General features: G+C 63.8%; 18 protein-coding genes. 13 read left to right on the forward strand and 5 right to left on the reverse strand.

Going from position 1 to position 17,184, the window contains the following annotated elements; translation table 11 throughout:
• The first annotated feature begins 171 nt into the window (after positions 1–171).
• Both rho and ACTIGC_RS00675 read left to right on the forward strand, forming a co-directional pair.
• Positions 172–1,428: a transcription termination factor Rho gene (gene rho, locus ACTIGC_RS00670; protein ID WP_127565091.1), complete on the forward strand. Its 1,257-nt coding sequence runs from the start codon at positions 172–174 to the stop codon at positions 1,426–1,428.
• 155 nt (positions 1,429–1,583) lie between these two features.
• Entirely contained in the window at positions 1,584–2,213 is a 630-nt protein-coding gene (locus ACTIGC_RS00675) for a glutathione S-transferase family protein (protein ID WP_439632575.1), read from the forward strand.
• Between the two features lie 114 nt (positions 2,214–2,327).
• Here ACTIGC_RS00675 and ACTIGC_RS00680 read toward each other — a convergent pair whose 3' ends face one another.
• Positions 2,328–3,008: a dienelactone hydrolase family protein gene (locus ACTIGC_RS00680; RefSeq protein ID WP_439632576.1), complete on the reverse strand. Its 681-nt coding sequence runs from the start codon at positions 3,006–3,008 to the stop codon at positions 2,328–2,330.
• Positions 3,009–3,091: 83 nt separating this feature from the next.
• Between ACTIGC_RS00680 and ACTIGC_RS00685 the strand changes: the two genes are divergently transcribed.
• From ACTIGC_RS00685 to ACTIGC_RS00710, 6 genes are all read left to right on the forward strand, one after another.
• A complete protein-coding gene (locus tag ACTIGC_RS00685) occupies positions 3,092–3,331 on the forward strand; it encodes a DUF6489 family protein (RefSeq protein ID WP_439632577.1) in 240 nt (79 codons plus the stop codon).
• A gap of 10 nt (positions 3,332–3,341) precedes the next feature.
• Positions 3,342–4,667 carry a tRNA uridine-5-carboxymethylaminomethyl(34) synthesis GTPase MnmE gene (mnmE, locus tag ACTIGC_RS00690; protein ID WP_439632578.1) on the forward strand — a complete coding sequence of 442 codons (1,326 nt, stop codon included), beginning with the start codon at positions 3,342–3,344 and terminating at the stop codon, positions 4,665–4,667.
• Positions 4,668–4,743: 76 nt separating this feature from the next.
• Positions 4,744–6,642, forward strand: coding sequence for a tRNA uridine-5-carboxymethylaminomethyl(34) synthesis enzyme MnmG (gene mnmG / locus ACTIGC_RS00695; RefSeq protein WP_439632579.1), 1,899 nt, complete (start codon positions 4,744–4,746; stop codon positions 6,640–6,642).
• Positions 6,642–7,295, forward strand: coding sequence for a 16S rRNA (guanine(527)-N(7))-methyltransferase RsmG (gene rsmG, locus ACTIGC_RS00700; protein WP_439632580.1), 654 nt, complete (start codon positions 6,642–6,644; stop codon positions 7,293–7,295). Before mnmG ends, rsmG begins: the two co-directional genes overlap by 1 nt.
• On the forward strand, positions 7,285–8,136 hold the full coding sequence (locus tag ACTIGC_RS00705; RefSeq protein ID WP_439632581.1) for a ParA family protein: 852 nt from the start codon (positions 7,285–7,287) through the stop codon (positions 8,134–8,136). The genes rsmG and ACTIGC_RS00705 overlap by 11 nt, the downstream gene beginning before the upstream one ends.
• Positions 8,133–9,038, forward strand: a complete 906-nt coding sequence (locus ACTIGC_RS00710) for a ParB/RepB/Spo0J family partition protein (protein WP_439632582.1) — start codon at positions 8,133–8,135, stop codon at positions 9,036–9,038. The genes ACTIGC_RS00705 and ACTIGC_RS00710 overlap by 4 nt, the downstream gene beginning before the upstream one ends.
• 65 nt (positions 9,039–9,103) lie before the next feature.
• On the opposite strand, the gene holA is transcribed toward ACTIGC_RS00710, so the two are convergent.
• From holA to ACTIGC_RS00725, 3 genes are read right to left on the reverse strand one after another with little or no spacing between them, the layout of a single operon-like run.
• Complete coding sequence (holA, locus tag ACTIGC_RS00715) at positions 9,104–10,081, reverse strand: DNA polymerase III subunit delta (protein WP_439632583.1); 978 nt, start codon at positions 10,079–10,081, stop codon at positions 9,104–9,106.
• Between the two features lie 50 nt (positions 10,082–10,131).
• Positions 10,132–10,674: a hypothetical protein gene (locus ACTIGC_RS00720; protein WP_439632584.1), complete on the reverse strand. Its 543-nt coding sequence runs from the start codon at positions 10,672–10,674 to the stop codon at positions 10,132–10,134.
• Positions 10,675–10,709: 35 nt separating this feature from the next.
• A complete protein-coding gene (locus ACTIGC_RS00725) occupies positions 10,710–11,195 on the reverse strand; it encodes a DUF3576 domain-containing protein (RefSeq protein ID WP_439632585.1) in 486 nt (161 codons plus the stop codon).
• A 316-nt stretch (positions 11,196–11,511) separates the two neighbouring features.
• Here ACTIGC_RS00725 and ACTIGC_RS00730 point away from each other — a divergent pair, with 316 nt between their 5' ends.
• On the forward strand, positions 11,512–12,750 hold the full coding sequence (locus ACTIGC_RS00730) for a hypothetical protein (protein ID WP_439632586.1): 1,239 nt from the start codon (positions 11,512–11,514) through the stop codon (positions 12,748–12,750).
• A 95-nt stretch (positions 12,751–12,845) separates the two neighbouring features.
• Entirely contained in the window at positions 12,846–13,412 is a 567-nt protein-coding gene (locus ACTIGC_RS00735; protein WP_439632587.1) for an NtrZ family periplasmic regulatory protein, read from the forward strand.
• 2 nt (positions 13,413–13,414) lie between these two features.
• On the opposite strand, the gene ACTIGC_RS00740 is transcribed toward ACTIGC_RS00735, so the two are convergent.
• The gene (locus tag ACTIGC_RS00740) at positions 13,415–14,170 is read right to left on the reverse strand and encodes an alpha/beta fold hydrolase (RefSeq protein WP_439632588.1); all 756 of its coding nucleotides are present in this window, start codon (positions 14,168–14,170) and stop codon (positions 13,415–13,417) included.
• 113 nt (positions 14,171–14,283) lie between these two features.
• Between ACTIGC_RS00740 and ACTIGC_RS00745 the strand changes: the two genes are divergently transcribed.
• The 3 genes from ACTIGC_RS00745 to infC all read left to right on the forward strand — a co-directional run bounded on the left by ACTIGC_RS00745 (position 14,284) and on the right by infC (position 17,109).
• On the forward strand, positions 14,284–15,441 hold the full coding sequence (locus tag ACTIGC_RS00745) for a glycosyltransferase family 4 protein (protein ID WP_439632589.1): 1,158 nt from the start codon (positions 14,284–14,286) through the stop codon (positions 15,439–15,441).
• Positions 15,438–16,424, forward strand: a complete 987-nt coding sequence (locus ACTIGC_RS00750) for a glycosyltransferase family 9 protein (RefSeq protein WP_439632590.1) — start codon at positions 15,438–15,440, stop codon at positions 16,422–16,424. Before ACTIGC_RS00745 ends, ACTIGC_RS00750 begins: the two co-directional genes overlap by 4 nt.
• Positions 16,425–16,569: 145 nt before the next feature.
• Positions 16,570–17,109: a translation initiation factor IF-3 gene (gene infC / locus ACTIGC_RS00755; RefSeq protein WP_439632925.1), complete on the forward strand. Its 540-nt coding sequence runs from the start codon at positions 16,570–16,572 to the stop codon at positions 17,107–17,109.
• Positions 17,110–17,184: the final 75 nt, after the last annotated feature.

Genomic DNA, 17,184 nt, shown 5'->3' on the forward strand with positions numbered 1-17,184 from the left:
TGTGCCAGGCATTAGCCCTAAAGCGCATGTCTGCTCGCGCAAAGGCCGATCCCGGTCAGGCATTTCACCTTCCCGTCCGCTTCTCAAAAAGACCTCCCCATGACCGATCAGAACGACACGCCCGAAACCGATCTCGACGAGATTGCGACGCCCACCCCCGACGGTCGGCGCATGTCCTTGCAGGAGCTGAAGGAAAAGTCTCCGGCAGACCTTCTCCAGCTTGCCGAGAGCCTTGATATCGAAAATGCCGCCTCGCTGCGCAAGCAGGGCATGATGTTCGCGATCCTCAAGGCACTGGCCGAGGAAGGTGTGGAGATTCATGGCGGCGGTACGCTGGAAGTGCTGCAGGACGGGTTTGGTTTCCTGCGCTCACCGGAGGCCAATTATCTTGCCGGGCCGGATGACATCTATGTTTCGCCCAACCAGATCCGCAAGTTTGGCCTGCGCAATGGCGACACGGTGGACGGCGAGATTCGCGCCCCGCGCGATGGCGAGCGCTATTTCGCACTGCTCAAAGTCAACGCGATCAATTTCCAGCCCACCGATCAGGCCAAGCACAAGGTCCATTTCGACAATCTGACCCCGCTCTATCCCGAGAGCCGGTTCATCATGGAAAACCCGGACCCGACCAAGAAAGACCGTACGGGCCGGGTGATCGACATTGTGGCCCCGCTCGGCAAGGGCCAGCGCGCCCTTATCGTCGCCCCGCCGCGCACTGGTAAGACGATGGTCCTGCAGAATATCGCGCACGCCATCGAGACCAATCATCCCGAATGCTACCTCATGGTGCTGCTCATCGATGAGCGCCCGGAGGAAGTGACCGACATGCAGCGCACGGTGAAGGGCGAGGTTATCGCCTCCACCTTCGATGAGCCGGCGACGCGTCACGTCCAGGTCGCCGAAATGGTGATCGAGAAGGCCAAACGCCTCGTCGAGCATGGCCGCGATGTGGTGATCCTGCTGGATTCCATCACGCGCCTTGGCCGCGCCTACAACACCGTGGTGCCGAGCTCCGGCAAGGTGCTGACCGGCGGTGTCGATGCCAACGCCCTGCAACGCCCGAAACGCTTCTTCGGTGCCGCCCGCAATATCGAGGAAGGCGGCTCGCTGACCATCATCGCCACCGCGCTGATCGATACCGGCAGCCGCATGGACGAGGTGATCTTCGAGGAGTTCAAGGGCACGGGTAACTCCGAGATCGTCCTTGACCGCAAAGTCGCCGACAAGCGCGTCTTCCCGGCCATCGACATCCTCAAGTCTGGCACCCGGAAAGAAGAGCTCCTGGTCGACAAGAAGAATCTCGCCAAGACCTATGTGCTGCGCCGCATCCTCAACCCGATGGGTCCGCAGGACGCGATCGACTTCCTGCTCGGCAAGCTCAAAGAGACCAAGACCAATGACGAGTTCTTCGATTCGATGAACACCTGATACCTGGTCTTCCCTCGCATCCGCCCGGTCAGTTCCGCGCACTAGCGCGGGTGGCCGGCCGGCCTTGCGGGCCTGCGGCCCGTGACGCGAAAGTCTGTGCTTTCCAGCGGTGTAAAAGGCGCTAGTCTCCCGCAATTCTGTTGCGGGAGACTTCCATGAGCCACGACGCAAATCTGATCCTGTTCCACGCCCCCATGACCCGGTCTATCCGCGCCCGCTGGGCGATGGAGGAGATGGGGCTGGATTACCGGCTGGAGCGCGTGGCCTTTGACCGCGGCAATGTGGGCGGGGATGAATACCGCAAGATCCACCCCTTGCAGAAAATCCCGGCCCTGAAAGACGGCGACGCGGTGATTCTGGAATCGGTGGCGATCGTCGAATATCTGATCAATCGCTACGGCCCGACACCGCTGCGCGTGGATCCGTCCGAGGCTGATTATCCGCGCTATCTCGAATGGCTGCACTATGCGGAGGGCTCGATGGGGATGCCGGTCAGCCTCCTGCTCGCCCACACCACCCTCCTGCCTGAAGCCCAGCGCAATGAGGGCATCGCCAAATGGGCCAAGCGGGAGGTGGACAAGCATCTTGAGCTGATCGCCGCGCGCGGCCTTGAGGGCCGCGACTGGCTGGCGGCGGACCGCTTCACCGCGGCCGACATTTCGGTCGGTTACCTGTTGTATTTGCTGAAGATCATCCGTCAGCTGAAAGACGCCCCTGCGCCGGTGCTGGCCTATTGGGAGCGTATGACGGCGATGGAAAGCTGGCAGAAGGCAAGCGCGGAATAGGGAATCTCTGCGTGAAACCCCGGACGCGAAGCGATCCGGGGCCTTGTGCCAGTTCGGCCTGAGGTCCCGGCTCTGCGCTACGCTTGGCCGGGAGTTCAGGGGGCCTCAAGCCCCCTACCCCAGATGCTTTTCAAAGAAGGCCATCGTCCGGTTATTCGCCGTTTCGGCATCCTCGCCGTGATAATGCGCCCCGCCAACACGGGCAAAGGCATGGTCACGCTCCGGATAAAGATGCACCTCCACCTTCGGGTTGGCTTTCAGCCCGTCCAGGATCGCTTTTTGTGCCTCGGGCGGAACGAACTGGTCTTTCCCGGCAATGTGCAATAGCAGCGGACTGGTGATCTTGCCGCTTTCGCCCAGCCGGTCCTGTATCCCGACCCCGTAATAGCCAACGCTCGCATCGCAATCCGTGCGGCAGGCGGTGAGGTAAGCGAGCAGCCCGCCAAGGCAGAAACCAACAGCGCCAACCTTCTCCGCGCCTTCTCCGCGCGCATGGGCGATGGTGGCAGCTATGTCTTCGACGCCCTTGTCGGGATCGAACTTACCAAACAGTTCAAAAGCCTGTTTCCACTCGGCGTCCGTCTTGTCAGTCAGCTCGATACCCGGCTCGATCCGCCAGAACAGGTCCGGGCAGATGGCGCGGTAGCCGCTGGCGGCGAGATCATCGCAGATATCACGCATCACCTGATTGATGCCGAATATCTCCTGGATGACGATGATGGCCGGGCCTTTTCCGCGCGCATAAGCGGAAAAGCTGCCGTCGGCGGTCTTGATGGTAAGCGTTTCGGCGGACATGACGTCTCCTTTGGCATCTGGCGCGGCGCGGCTTATGGTCAGGGGACCAAGCGCGATCCCTTAGGAACCAAGACGAGGCAGGCATGAAGGTCAATATCGAAATCGACTGCACCCCGGCCGAGGCGCGTGCCTTTTTTGGCCTGCCGGACGTGACCCCGCTCAACGAGCAGCTGGTCGGCGAGATGAGCAAGCGCATGGGCGCCAATATCGAGGCGCTGGAGCCCGATGCGCTGATGCGCAACTGGATGACGATGGGCGGAGAATGGCAAAAACAGTTCATGTCGCTGATGAACCAGGCCGCTGGCGGCAAGTCTGGAAGCTAGACGCGCCGCCATGACCGACACGATTTTCGCTCTGGCCAGCGGTTCGGGCCGCGCCGGCGTCGCGATTGTGCGCGTCTCCGGCCCGGACGCAGGACCGGCGCTCGCGGCGTTGGCAGGCAGTTTGCCAGAACCACGCCGCGCCGCGCTGAGATCACTGAAAGCCCGCGATGGCGCGCTGATCGATCGCGCCCTGCTGCTCTGGTTTCCCGCGCCGCGAAGCTTTACCGGCGAGGACGTCGCCGAGTTTCACATTCACGGCGGACCCGCCGTTATCGAGGCGTTGTCTGAGGCGCTTATGGCCGAGGGCCTGCGCCCGGCCGAACCGGGCGAGTTTTCCCGGCGCGCCTTTGCCCACGGGCAGATGGATTTGACCGAAGCTGAAGGCCTCGCCGATCTGATCGATGCGGAAACGCAAACCCAGCGCCAGCAGGCACTGGCGCAGATGGGCGGCGCTCTGGGTTCGCTCTATGGGCAGTGGCGCGACGCGCTGATCGACACGCTCGCCGCCATTGAGGGCGAGATCGACTTTCCCGATGAGGATGACGTGCCTGAGGGCCTGTCGGAACGCGCCGGACCGCCGCTGGAGGCGCTGTGCGCGAGCATGCGCGCCCATCTGGCCGATAATCATCGCGGCGAGCGCGTACGCGACGGCTTCACCATTGCGGTGATCGGTGCGCCGAATGCCGGAAAGTCCAGCCTTATCAATTATATGGCGCAGCGCGATGCGGCGATTGTCAGTGATATTCCCGGCACGACGCGCGATATTATCGAGGTGCGCCTGATCCGGGCCGGTTTCGTCGTCTACATGGCCGATACAGCCGGTTTGCGTGAAGCATCGGACACGATTGAGGCTGAAGGCGTGCGCCGGGCGCTCGCCCGCGCGGAAAGCGCCGATATGCGCTGCCTGATGATTGATGTTTCACGTGAAACGCCGGATGAGGCCACTTTCGCCATGCTGCGTCCGGGCGATGTGGCGCTGCTGAACAAGACCGATCTGGCGAGCGTAGATGCCCCGGTGCCAGAGGGCGTTACGGCCTTCGCGGTGTCAGTAAAGACCGCGTCCGGTCTGGACGCCTTCAATGCCTGGCTGGATGATGAGCTGGTGGCAAGGCTGGGCGGCGCCGAGGCTGCGCCTTTGTCGCGTGCGCGCCACCGCCAGCTGGTCGAGCGGGCTCTGGCTTCGCTGGAAGAGGCATTGTCGCTTCTGTCCTCCCGCCCGGAGCTTGCAGGGGCTGAAGTGAACCGGGCGATCCGCGCGCTGGGAGAGCTGACCGGGGCGGTCGATATTGAGGATGTGCTGGACCGCGTGTTCAGCCAGTTCTGCATCGGCAAATAGGCCGGTAACTCGACTTGGCGGCGCCGATCATGTAAGGACGCGCTCCCCGGCGGGCTGGGCCGGACAAAAGAAAGCCATGACCAGAGATTTGCTCAAGCCGGCCGAGGCCGCGCAACGCCAATGGGATGTGATCGTGATCGGCGGCGGCCATGCGGGCTGCGAGGCCGCGAGCGCGGCTGCGCGCCTGGGCGCGGCCACACTGCTCCTCACCCACAAGGCCGCGACCATTGGCGAGATGAGCTGCAATCCGGCGATTGGCGGGCTCGGCAAGGGTCATCTGGTGCGCGAAGTGGATGCGCTGGACGGGCTGATGGGCCGTGTCGCCGATGCGTCCGGCATCCAGTTCCGTATGCTGAACGCCTCCAAGGGCCCGGCTGTGCGCGGCCCCCGCACCCAGTCTGATCGCAAGCTCTATCGCGAGGCCATGCAGGCCGCTCTGGCTGAACAGGTGAACTTGGCGATTACAGAGGCCGCTGCCGAGGATCTGATTGTCGAGGACGGGCGCTGTGCGGGCGTGGTGGACGGTGAAGGCCGCCATTACCGTTCTGGCGCGGTCGTTCTGACAACTGGAACCTTCCTCAAAGGCGTGATCCATCGCGGCGATGAGCGTATCCCGGCGGGCCGCGTTGGCGACGCGCCCTCTATCGGCCTGTCAGACCGGCTCTACGGGCTGGGCGTCTCCATGGGGCGGCTGAAAACCGGAACCCCGGCGCGCCTTGATGGCTCCACGATTGACTGGGCCGGGCTCGACATGCAGCCCGCCGACGATGTGCCAACGCCCTTCTCTTTCCTGAATGACCGGATCAGCGTGCCGCAGATCGCCTGCGGCATCACACGTACGACCGTTCAGACTCACAAGATCATTGAAGAGAATCTGGGGCATTCCGCCGTCTATGGCGGTAAAATCGCGGGGCGCGGCCCGCGCTACTGCCCGTCCATCGAGGACAAGGTGGTGCGCTTCGCTGACCGGACCAGCCACCAGATATTCCTGGAGCCGGAAGGGCTGGATGACGACACTGTCTATCCAAACGGCATCTCCACTTCCCTGCCCGACCATATCCAGGACGCCTTCCTGCAGACCATTCCCGGTCTGGAGCGGGTGAAAGTGCGCCGCTATGGCTATGCGATCGAGTATGATTATGTCGATCCGCGTGAGCTGGACGCCACGCTTGGCGTGAAGCGCCTGCCGGGCCTGTGGCTTGCCGGTCAGATCAATGGCACGACCGGCTACGAAGAAGCGGCCGCGCAAGGCCTGATGGCGGGCTTCAATGCGGCGCTGGCCTGCGCGGGCAACCCGGCTTTCGTGCTCGACCGTTCACAAGCCTATATCGGCGTGATGATCGATGATCTCATCACGCGCGGCGTCACCGAGCCTTATCGCATGTTCACCTCGCGCGCCGAATACCGGCTCAGCCTGCGCGCCGACAATGCCGATCAGCGCCTGACACCGTTGGCGATCAGTCTCGGCGCGACGAGTGTTTCACGTGAAACATCGTTCTCGACCCGCGCCGAAGGGCTGTCCGAAGCCCGCGCCCTTCTTGAGCGCCTGAACCTGACGCCAACCGATGCAACGAAGGCGGGCCTGTCAATCAATCAGGACGGCAAGCGGCGCTCTGCCATGGAGCTGGCCGCCCACCCCCAAGTGGGCTGGGACGCGATCTGCAAGATTTGGCCGGAGATCGCCGCACTGGACGCGCCCATAGCCACGCAGATGCAGAACGAGGCGGTCTATCACGGCTATCTCGACCGGCAGGAGGCCGATGTGATGGCCTTCCGCCGGGATGAAGGTGTGCGAATTCCGGCGAGCTTCGACTATCGGAGCGTGGGCGGGCTTTCTCACGAGGTGCGCGAGAAGCTGGAGCGCGCCCGCCCTGCCACGCTGGGTCAGGCAGGCCGGGTGGAAGGTGTGACGCCGGGCGCATTGACGGCGCTCCTCGCCAGCGTGAAGCGGCTGGACCGCCGCCGGGCGGTCTGATGAATCACGAACGGACGTACGGCGCCGAAGCCTTTCAGGCCGACACAGGTGTTTCACGTGAAACACTGGAGCGTTTCGTCATCTGGCGGCGCCTACTGTCGGAGTGGTCTGCGCACACCAATCTGGTTGGCCGCGCGACACTGGATGATTTCTGGTTCCGGCACGCGCTGGACAGTTGGCAGTTGCTTGATCTCGCGCCGGCGGGTGCAAACCGCTGGGCGGACATTGGAGCCGGCGCGGGTTTTCCCGGCCTGGCCATCGCGTTCGGGCTCGCAGACCGGGCGGTGCCAAATGCCAGGGTGACGCTCATCGAATCCATCGGGAAAAAGGCCGCTTTCCTGCGTGCCGTGCTAGCCGAGACACGCCTGACATCGCACGTCGAGGTGTTGGCAGAACGTGTCGAGGCGCTGGATGGCCTGCCGCCTTTCGACGTTGTGACGGCCCGCGCGGTCGCGCCGTTGGAGAAACTGCTGGGTCTTATGGCACCGTTTGTGGAAAACGGCGCAATTGCGCTGATTCCCAAGGGTGCGCGCCATGCAGAGGAATTGACCGCGGCGCGTAAAAGCTGGAACTTCGAGGCGAGCCTTCATCCAAGTATTACCAGCGATGAAGCCGCCATCATCCGCATTGAAAGGCTGACCCGTGTCCGTTGATCCCCGTTCCGATACAGCGCCGCGCGCTGGTGCGCCCAAAGTCATCGCTATCGCCAACCAGAAGGGCGGTGTCGGCAAGACCACGACGGCGATCAATCTGGCAACCGCCCTGGCGGCTATCGGCAAGCGAGTGATCGTGCTGGATCTCGATCCGCAGGGTAATGCCTCCACGGGTCTTGGCGTGCCGCGCACCGAGCGCAAGGCCACCAGCTATGATGTGCTGGTCAATGAGCGGCCGATCGAGGAAGCGCTGGTGGATACGGCCGTACCGGGTCTTGGTATTATCCCGTCCGATGTGGATCTCTCTGGCGCCGAGCTGGAATTGTCGGCTGCACCGCGCCGCTCCTACCGGCTGCGCCATGCCGTGGACAAGTTCCGCCGCTTTCTGGCGTCGCGCGGTGCCCATTGCGACTACATCCTCATTGACTGCCCGCCCTCGCTGAACCTGCTGACCGTCAATGCGATGACAGCAGCCGATTCCGTGCTGGTGCCGCTGCAATGTGAGTTCTTTGCGCTGGAAGGGCTTTCACAGCTTATGCGAACGGTCGATCTGGTTCGGGGCAATCTCAACAAGAATCTGGAGATTCAAGGGGTTGTGCTGACCATGTATGACCGCCGGAACAATCTGTCGTCCCAGGTCGCTGCCGATGTGCGTGCGCATTTTGGCGACCGTGTCTATGAGACGGTCATACCGCGCAATGTCCGCGTCTCCGAGGCGCCGTCCTTCGGCAAGCCGGTTCTGCTCTACGATCTCGCCTGCCCGGGATCGCAAGCCTATGTCCGCCTCGCCCGCGAGCTGGTCCGCCAGGAGCGCAAGCCCGCTGAAGCGGTGCTGGCATGAGCGCGCAGGAACGCCCGCGCGGCCTCGGCCGTGGCCTCTCCGCCCTTCTGGGTGAAGGTGAAGATGCCGACAATATGCGCGCGGATGAAAACCAGTCCGGGCAGAGTGCCGGGGCCGGGCCGCGAGCGCTTGCGCTTGATCTGATCGAGGCAAACCCGGATCAGCCCCGCAAGAGGTTTTCAGAAGACGAGCTCGCCTCCCTGTCGGCCTCGATTGCCGAGCGCGGCGTGCTCCAGCCCATTCTGGTGCGCCCGGCGCCCGGTAAGACCGGGCACTACCAGATCGTGGCGGGTGAACGGCGCTGGCGCGCGGCCCAGCGCGCCCGCCTGCACGAGATTCCAGCTGTTATTCGCGAGTTTACCGACCGTGAAACGCTGGAAATCGCCATTGTTGAGAATGTCCAGCGCCAGGATCTTAATGCAGTGGAGGAAGCCCGCGGCTACCGCCATCTGATCGAGGCATTTGGTCATACCCAGGAAGATGTGGCCCGCGCCGTCGGCAAATCACGCGCCCATATCGCCAACACGCTGCGTCTGCTCGCTTTGCCCGCGCCCGTCCTCGATCATCTGGAGGCTGGCCGCCTGTCAGCGGGCCATGCCCGCGCCATTGCCACGGCGGGTGATCCGTCTGCCCTGGCAGAAAAAATCATTGCCGATGGCCTGTCCGTGCGCGGCGCAGAGGCTCTGGCACGAAAAGAACAGGCCCCGGAGCGCAAGGCACGCGGCGGCGGGCTGGAAAAAGCGCAGAAAGACGCTGACACCCGCGCTCTGGAGGCTGATCTCGCCGAGCGCCTGGGGCTCGATGTGGAAATTTTCCATCGCGGCGAGGCTGGTGAGATACGCGTGCGCTATTCCACGCTGGAACAGCTCGACGATTTGTGCCGCAGGCTGTCCTCGCGCTAGCGCGGCTCCTGATTTTGTCGCCTTTTCGAACCGCGAAACCGGTTCCCACTTTCGCTGAAAAGGCTCTAGCGGCTTCTTGCCGGAGAGGCGGCGCGGGCGAGCCTCAGCAGGGTTTCACCTGCCAGCGCCTCGGCCGGAGAGCCTGATCGCTTGATCGCCCGCTCGGTCTCAAACGCAATATCGCGCGCACGTGCAATGCGTTGCCGGCTCCAGGCGCGCGCGGCGGCCTGAAAGCGCTGCGCAGGCGGGCCAAAGCGCGGCGCGCCGGACCGCGCCAGAGCCGCTTGGTCCCCGCCCAGCTGGTGATAACGCTCTATCTGGTCGATCTTGCGCTGCAGGGCACGCACGATGGCAACAGGGCTGGTGCCTGATTCCAGTGCGCGCTGATATTGCAGGTCGGCCTCGCCGAGCTCGCCGCACAGCGCTGCATCGACAATCTTGTCGAGCGCCGCGTCCGCGCTCTCCGTGGAGATGGCCGCCAGATCCTCCAGCGTTACCTCCCCGCCATCAAAGCCCTTGTAAAGTAACAGTTTTTCTATCTCGGAGCGGGCCAGCTCCCGATTGCCCTCCAGAATGCCGGCGAGTGTCTGACGCGCATCGCTGGAAAGCGACAGCCCGGCGGCACGAAAGCTCTCCTCGGCAAGCGCAACGAGATCGCGCGCATTGTCTTCATAACAGGCAATCGCGGCGGACTTCTTGCCGTCTTCGGCGGCCTTGCGCAGCTTTGATGCCTTGGTCAGATTTCCCGCTTCGACGATCAGCCGGCCTTCGGCTGCCATGTCCCCGGCCTCGAAATCGCTGATCCAGCGGGCGACCGATGCGTTGTCGGCAGACAGGCGGACCCGGACGAGGCGTTCACCGCCCATCAGTGACATGGCCGCCATCGCGTCCGCGAGCGCAGCGGCGTCGGCCTTGATGTCCTCATCACTCAGGCGTGTAACGTTGAACGGATCGTCCACATCGCCTGTTATGGCGAGGGCCAGAGCCTGCGCGCGCTCCCTTACCAGCCCGGAATCGGGCCCGAAAATCAGAAAGACACGCATGTCAGGTGGCGGAGATTTCAAAAGCCGGTCAACAGATCCGCCAGACGGCTTCACCACGGCTCATCGCCCTCCTCGGGCTCGTCGGTAAAGTCCGGTACGGCCTCGGGGCGTGTGCGGGCAGACCCTCTCTGGTGAAGCGTGGCAAGGATGTCGCGGACAATCGCGTCTGCAACGGCGTCGGCCGCGCGCCGCTCGGCATTGGTACGTGCGGCTATGAGGGCGTAGGGTTCCCGCGGCGTTTCAAAGACGACCCGCTCGGTCACTCTGCCTCTGACAGGGGTCGCGCCGGAAAGCTGGTAATTTGCACGTATATTCAGCGCGACGCGGGTTGCCTGCCCGTCCGTGGACCGGCCCAGCGGCTGCTGCGCGGTTCTAAGCCGGATCGAGAGCGTTCCGGCCTCTCCTCGTGAGACACCAACCCGTTCAAGAAGCGCCGTCTCGGTCAGATAGGACAAGCGCTCATCGCCGGACACGCTCACAGTGACATTGTCGAGCACTTCCGCAGCCCGGCCACCGTAAAGTGGCTGGAAGCCGCAAGCGGACAATAGCAGGCAAAAGCCAGCGATTAGAGCTGAAACCGGAAGTTTACGCATCGCCTGTCCGTCCTTGCGCACCCCCGCTGGCGGGGTCAGGAGCCGGGAAGTTGGGAAATCCGCATCTGGCGCGCCCGGGTCAGGATCGCGTTCTCCACCTGGATGCGCGTGCCCTGGTCGACGACAACGTCCGTCCAGTCGCCCGTAGACGGGTCGCGGGCCTGACGGAAGAGCTGGACGCTCAGCGCGTCGGCGCGAAGACGGCTGTCGAGCACGTAAACGGTCGCCTTGAAACGCTCTTCGGGCGCTTCCGGGTTTGCGTACCAGTCGGTGATGATGACGCCGCCAAACGGGTCGATCTGCTCAAGCGGCATGAAAGACAGCGTGTCCAGGGAGGCGCGCCATAGAAAGGCGTTCACGCCAATGCCCGCGTCCGGCGCGGTAGCGCGCGGACCGCTGCCGAGCAAACCGCCGAAAAATCCGCGATTTTCGCGTTCAGTGCTCGACCGAGATGCGCAGCCGGCCACCATGCTGGCTACGGCGACAACACTCAGAACCGTTACAAGCGGCCGTGAGAGCATGGGGCAAACCTCCAGGGAAATAGACAATGCTTGTTCGGGCGCATCCCGCCAGCCGCCACAAAAGACCAGAGCGGAGACAAGCGCAACCCGTCTCCTGCTTCTATAGCATGCGTTCACTGCGTGGCCAGAGCGATCATCCGGCCCGCCATGCGTTCCGTGAGCCCGCCAATACCGTTGCACTCTTGTGACAGTTCGCCGGGCAAGCCCGCTTCACACAGCCCGCGCAGCTTGACCGCCGCGCCAACCCTCCCGCATCCTGCCACAGCGCGTCCGGGGGAAAGCGGGGGCGCCACGGCGAGGCCGCGAGAGAAGAGCCATGATACCAGCGCTTGGCGCTCATGTTCGGGCCTTCACATTTCTCGCGGCCGCGCCTTTTTCAGCCCTCGGACTGTTTGCCTCTCCGGCGCTCGCGCAGGAGCGCACCCCTTGGTTTGACAGTGATATCGAGCTGAGCGCGGACATCGCGCTCGCTCCGGGCGCCACCGATGCTGCGCGCTCAGGGCCTTATGGCGAAATCCGTCTCGATTACACGGCCGAACGTATTCAGGAGAATATGACCAGGATCGGATTTGCCGCCGGCCTGGTCTTGCGCCGCGATTCCGGCCGGGCCGGTCTGGCGCAGGCTGTCGGTGATTGCCCCCCCGGCCTGGCCGACTGTTTCGACGCAGGCGGGCTGGCGCCTGCGGGTGCGTTCACCGGCTTTGCGGCCGCTGCCGGTATAGACAGTGACGACCCCACGATCGCTTTGGAAACCGCGTTTATGTACTGGCGCGGCGGACTGGTGGAAGTTCGCGCCGGTTACGGCCCCGGCGCTGCCGCTCTCGAAAGCGAGGCTCTGCCGGGCGCTTTCTGGCTCATGCGCGCGGATGCAGGCCGGGTTGATCCCTCGGGCCGCAATCTGGCCTCCACCGCGAACACGCTGTCGGGCCATGCGCCCAAGCTGCTGGTGAGAAGTGTGCGGCTGGCGGGCTTTCGGGCTGCGGCCTCCTTCGCGCCTGATGGTGATGTGTGCGGCGCAAGCTTTTGCCGCCCGGAAAGCCAGCCGGGCGTTCTGGCAGCGGCCAGCGTCCGTGATATTGCCGAGTTCGGCCTGTCTTTCGATCACCGCTTTGCCGCTTCGGGTGTGCGCTGGACGGCCGGTATCGGCCTGTCGCAAGGGCGCTCAGCCGGGCCTGACAGCGCGTTCTTCGATGATCCCTGGGCCGTATCGGCCCGCCTGACACGTACTGAGGGGCCGTGGAGCGCAGGCGTGAGCACCCTTCTGAGCAATGATGGCGTGTCGGGGGCCCGCTACAGCGCGCACGCCGCAAGCCTTGCCTATGAAAGCGGCGACTGGCTGTTCAGTGTGGAAATGGCGCAGGCGCGCTCTGGCCTCGTTCACGCCTACAGTCAGACCCTGCTCGCTGGCGCCTCGCGCTATTACGATTCCGGTCTGGTGCTCGGCCTGGGTGTTGCGCACACGCGGTCCGGGCAGGCGGAAACGTCCGGCCCGGCACGAATGACCCGGGTGCGGGAGGGCGCGCGCCTCTTCATCGAAGCAGGGTTGCGCTTTTGACACGCTTTGCGCGAATTCGCATTTGATACCGGGCAACCCTGTTGGGTTTGCCGCGTTGCTGGCTTATATCAAATGTCAGAGTACTGGAGAAAGCCATGCGCTTGCGCCTGTCAGCCCTGTCGGCCTTGCCGGTCGTGATGGCCCTTGCCATTGCGCCGTCGGCGTTTGCGCAGGATTCTGACGCCCGCGACGGGTTCAATCTGCGCGGCACGGCCTTTTCCGACCTCACCTCGCTTGAGCGCCTTCAGGACCTTGCCGAACAGGCCGAGGCTGAGCAGGCACGCGCCGCCCGTGAGCAAGAGGTACGCCGTGAGGCTGCCCTCCTGTCGGTACCGGACCGCCCCACCGGGTCTGCTACGGCCTGGCAGCAACGCTTCACCATGGCGCCGGCGGGCACGATGGCATCGGTCTGGGGTGAACAGGCTGAACAATTCCGCTTTTCTGCCGGTGAGCGCTGGGGCATTTCGCTTGGCATTTCCCAGCGTATGCGTGGTCAGGCCTTTGAGCTGCAGGATGTGAGCGCGGGCGCGTTTTACTCCCTGACCGACCGTGTGCGCATTGGCGGTGAATTCCGCTTCACCTCGCCTGAAGAAGACGTGTTTGGCGAAGAGGCTGACCGCCGCACGCCGCAGCTGCGCTTTGAATCGGCTTTCCGCTTCTAGTTTTAGCCAATGCTTTCAACGGCCCGGCACAGCGCTTCAACGCTGCTGACAAGCTTTTCCAGATCGGCAGGTGTGGACAGGCGGTGATCACCGCTTTTGCTGACATGCACCGAGACGTCGCCTGATGTCAGCTTGCCCGCAAGCGCCATGGCGTGTTGCCAGGGCACGTCAATATCGGCCATGCCCTGCAATATGCGTACAGGGCCCTCAAAGCCGATCTCTGTGTCCATCAGCAGCCATTGGCGCGCCTCTTCGATCAGGCCGCGCGTGATGATGAGCGGATCGCCATATTCCGATGGCTGCGCCCACTCGCCCTGGGTCAGGATCGCGGCGCGGACCTCGTCAGGAAACCCCTCCCACATCAGCTTTTCGGTAAAGTCAGGTGCCGGCGCGATCAGCACCAGCCCCGCCACCCGCTCTGGCCGCGCCAGCGCCGCCAGCAGGGCGGTCCACGCGCCCATGGACGAGCCGACCAGTATCTGCGGCCCTTCGGTTAGCGCATCTATCACCTGAAGCGCGTCCTCGCGCCACAGCCCGACGCGCGCCGCGCGCCAGTCGCCCTCTGACTGGCCATGGGCAAAATAGTCGAAGCGCACGAAGGCGCGGCCCTCGCGCTGCGCCCAGGCGTCCAGGGCAAGGGCCTTCGTCCCTTCCATGTCAGAGCGCAGCCCGCCCAGCCAGACAATGCCCGGCCCCTTGCCGGTGCGGCGTGCATAGGCGAGCCGGGATCCGTCAGCGCGGTGAAGAAATTCTGGCATCAGGGAGCCTTTGCGTGTGAGCTGGCGTTTGCGCCTTACCGCGCCCATCTTTATGAGCCACGCTGGATGGTTCAACCGTCCTGCCGCATATTCACCGGGAAAACGCCCTGCCCATGAAAATTCTCCAGCTGATACCGGAACTGGATGCCGGCGGCGCCGAGCGCACCACGATCGACGTGGCGCAGGCGATTGCCGCCTCTGGCGGTGAAGCGCTGGTGGCGAGCCTTGGCGGGCGGCTGGAAGGGGAGCTGGCGGCAGTAGGGGGAGAGCTGATCCGCCTCGACATGAAGAGCAAGAACCCGCTGACCATCGTGGCCAATTCGCGCCGCCTGACGGATATCGTTCGCGAGCGCGGGGTGGACATTATCCATGCCCGTTCGCGTGTGCCCGCCTGGAGCGGTCTGGAAGCAGCCCGCCGGACCGGCATCGCGTTCGTGACCACCTATCACGGCACCTACAATGCCCGTTCGGGCCTGAAACGCTTCTATAACTCGGTGATGGCGCGCGGCGATGCCGTAATCGCCAATTCGCACTTCATTGCAGACCATGTGCGCGCAGAGCACGGCGCGGTGCTGGCCCGTAAACGAAAAGACCTGTCACATTTGCACGTCATTCCACGCGGGGTGGATTTTTCAAGGCTCGACCCGGCCCGGACAGATCCGCTTCAGGTCGAGGGTCTGCGCGCTGTCTGGCTGGAGGGGCGCCAGGCGCCGGTCATCCTCCTGCCTGGACGCCTGACCGGATGGAAAGGCCAGATGCTGGCGGTGGATGCGGTAGCTCTGCTCGCCAGCCGCATGTCCGGTCCGCCCCCCGTTCTGGTGTGCGCGGGCGATGCGCAGGGACGGGACAATTATGTGGAGCAATTGCGCGGGCGCGCGGCAGAGTCCGGCGTCGCGCTGGTCCTTCCTGGCCACCTCTCCGACATGGCCACCGCCTACATGGCGGCCGACATCGTCATTACCCCTTCAACCGACCCGGAAGCCTTCGGGCGCACGCTGGCAGAGGCGATGGCGATGGAGCGGCCCGTGATCGCGGCTGCCCATGGCGGCGCGCTGGAAATCCTTGCTGACAGCGCAACCGGCTGGCTTTTTGCGCCCGGCAGCGCCGCCGAACTGGCCGCCCGGATCAAAATGGTGCTTGAACTTGATACGGCCGAGAAAAAAATGCGCGGGCATTTGGCGCGCCAACGTGTTATCGCCCATTATTCGCGCGAGGCGCTGCAGGGTTCCACCTTGCGGGTATATCGGGAACTTCTAGACTATCGCCCATGATTGAGCACGAGCCGCCCAAGGAACAGGTACTGGTCGTCCATGAAGGCGATCTGCGCGCTACCGTGCGCATGATGGCGGCTGCGCGCCTGATCCGGGAGCATCACCGCAAGGCGCGCATCACGTTTCTCACCACGCCCGAATATGAAGGCCTGGTGAAGTATTGCCCTTATTTCAACGCTGTCGAGACCACGCTTCGCGAGACGGCTAAGAAAGGCTTTATCGAGCGCGTAAAGCTCGCCCGCGCCTCGAAGTTCGATTTTGTCTATGATCTGTGCGCGTCGGACGCCGCCCGCAAGCTGAAGGGCGCGATGCGCCTGTCGCGCGGCCAGTGGATCGACAGCGCGCCAGACCCCAAATCACCCGACCACCCGTCAGAGCAGATTGCGGACCTGCTTGGCCGCGCAGGCATTGGCCGGACCGGGCACCGTCTGGGCGAGGCACCGCCCCCCATGCTGGACTGGGTCGATTTCGTCGCCAAGCGCTCACGCACGCTCGAGCCTGCCTATTTCGGCCTGCAGGACCGTTACGCTCTCTTTGCGCCTGCCGGCGATGAGTTCCAGCCCGCCTTCCGCTGGCCTAAGGAGCGCTGGGCCTCTCTGGCGCACGCGCTGAAGGAACAGGGCGTTGAGCCGGTGATCGTGGGCGGCCCGTCAGCGCGCGAGATTGGCCGCTATATCGCGCATGTCACGCCGGGTGCGCGCGACCTCACGGGCCGGGCCAATCTGGTTCAGCTTGCCGGTCTGGGCCGCAAGGCCAGCTTTTCTTTTGGCGAAGATGTGGATCTTTTGCATCTTCTCGTGGCCGCCGGTTCGCCCGCTGTGATGTTCCACCCCGGCGCGGAGGCACCCCACATGGCCTCTCCGCGGGGTCCGGAAAGCGTAATTCTCATGCACGCTCCGACACTTGCGCAGATTTCGGTAGCAGAAGCCGTGCAGTCCATGCGCGTTGCCGGTGGTTTTGCCCGTAGCCCCGAAGCGGCCTGAAAGTCTTGATTTTACCAGCCATCTCACGATATGCGCATGCATCGGAAACGCTGCGCCGCGCGTTGACGCCACTGAAGAGTTTTGACTGCCGGGAGCGGGAGCATGGTTTGGCTCCCCGGTCTGGCGCTGTAACAGGAGAAGACGCATAGCCCGACGCCCCCACGCCGCGCCGCCTGCCAAAAAGGATGGGCCGCGCATCAATGGAGAAATCCGCGTTCCGCGGGTGCTCCTGATTGACGAGAATGGCGAGAAGCAAGGTGAGATGCCGATCGAAGCCGCGCTCGATGCTGCGGCCGAGGCCGGACTCGACCTTATCGAAGTGTCACCGACCGCCAACCCGCCTGTCTGCAAGCTCGCTGATTTCGGCAAGCTGAAATATGCTGAGCAGAAGAAGAAGGCGGAAGCCCGCAAGAAGCAGAAGACGCAGGACATCAAAGAGATAAAGATGCGTCCCAATATCGACACGCACGATTACGAGGTGAAAACCAAATCGATGCGGCGCTTCTTCGAGGATGGCGACAAGGTGAAGATCACCCTGCGCTTCCGGGGCCGCGAGATGGCGCACCAGGATCGCGGCATGGTCATTTTTGACCGCGTGAAGGCTGATTTCGGCGATATCGCGAAAGTGGAGTTCGAGCCCAAGCTCGAAGGCCGCCAGATGATCATGGTGATGGCACCGCGCTAGCCGGGTCGTCAGCCTGACAAATGATGAAAGCCGGTATTGCACGCGTGATACCGGCTTTTTTGCGTCTAGGCAGCG

This window comes from Glycocaulis sp., assembly GCF_051859565.1.
Lineage (GTDB): Bacteria > Pseudomonadota > Alphaproteobacteria > Caulobacterales > Maricaulaceae > Glycocaulis.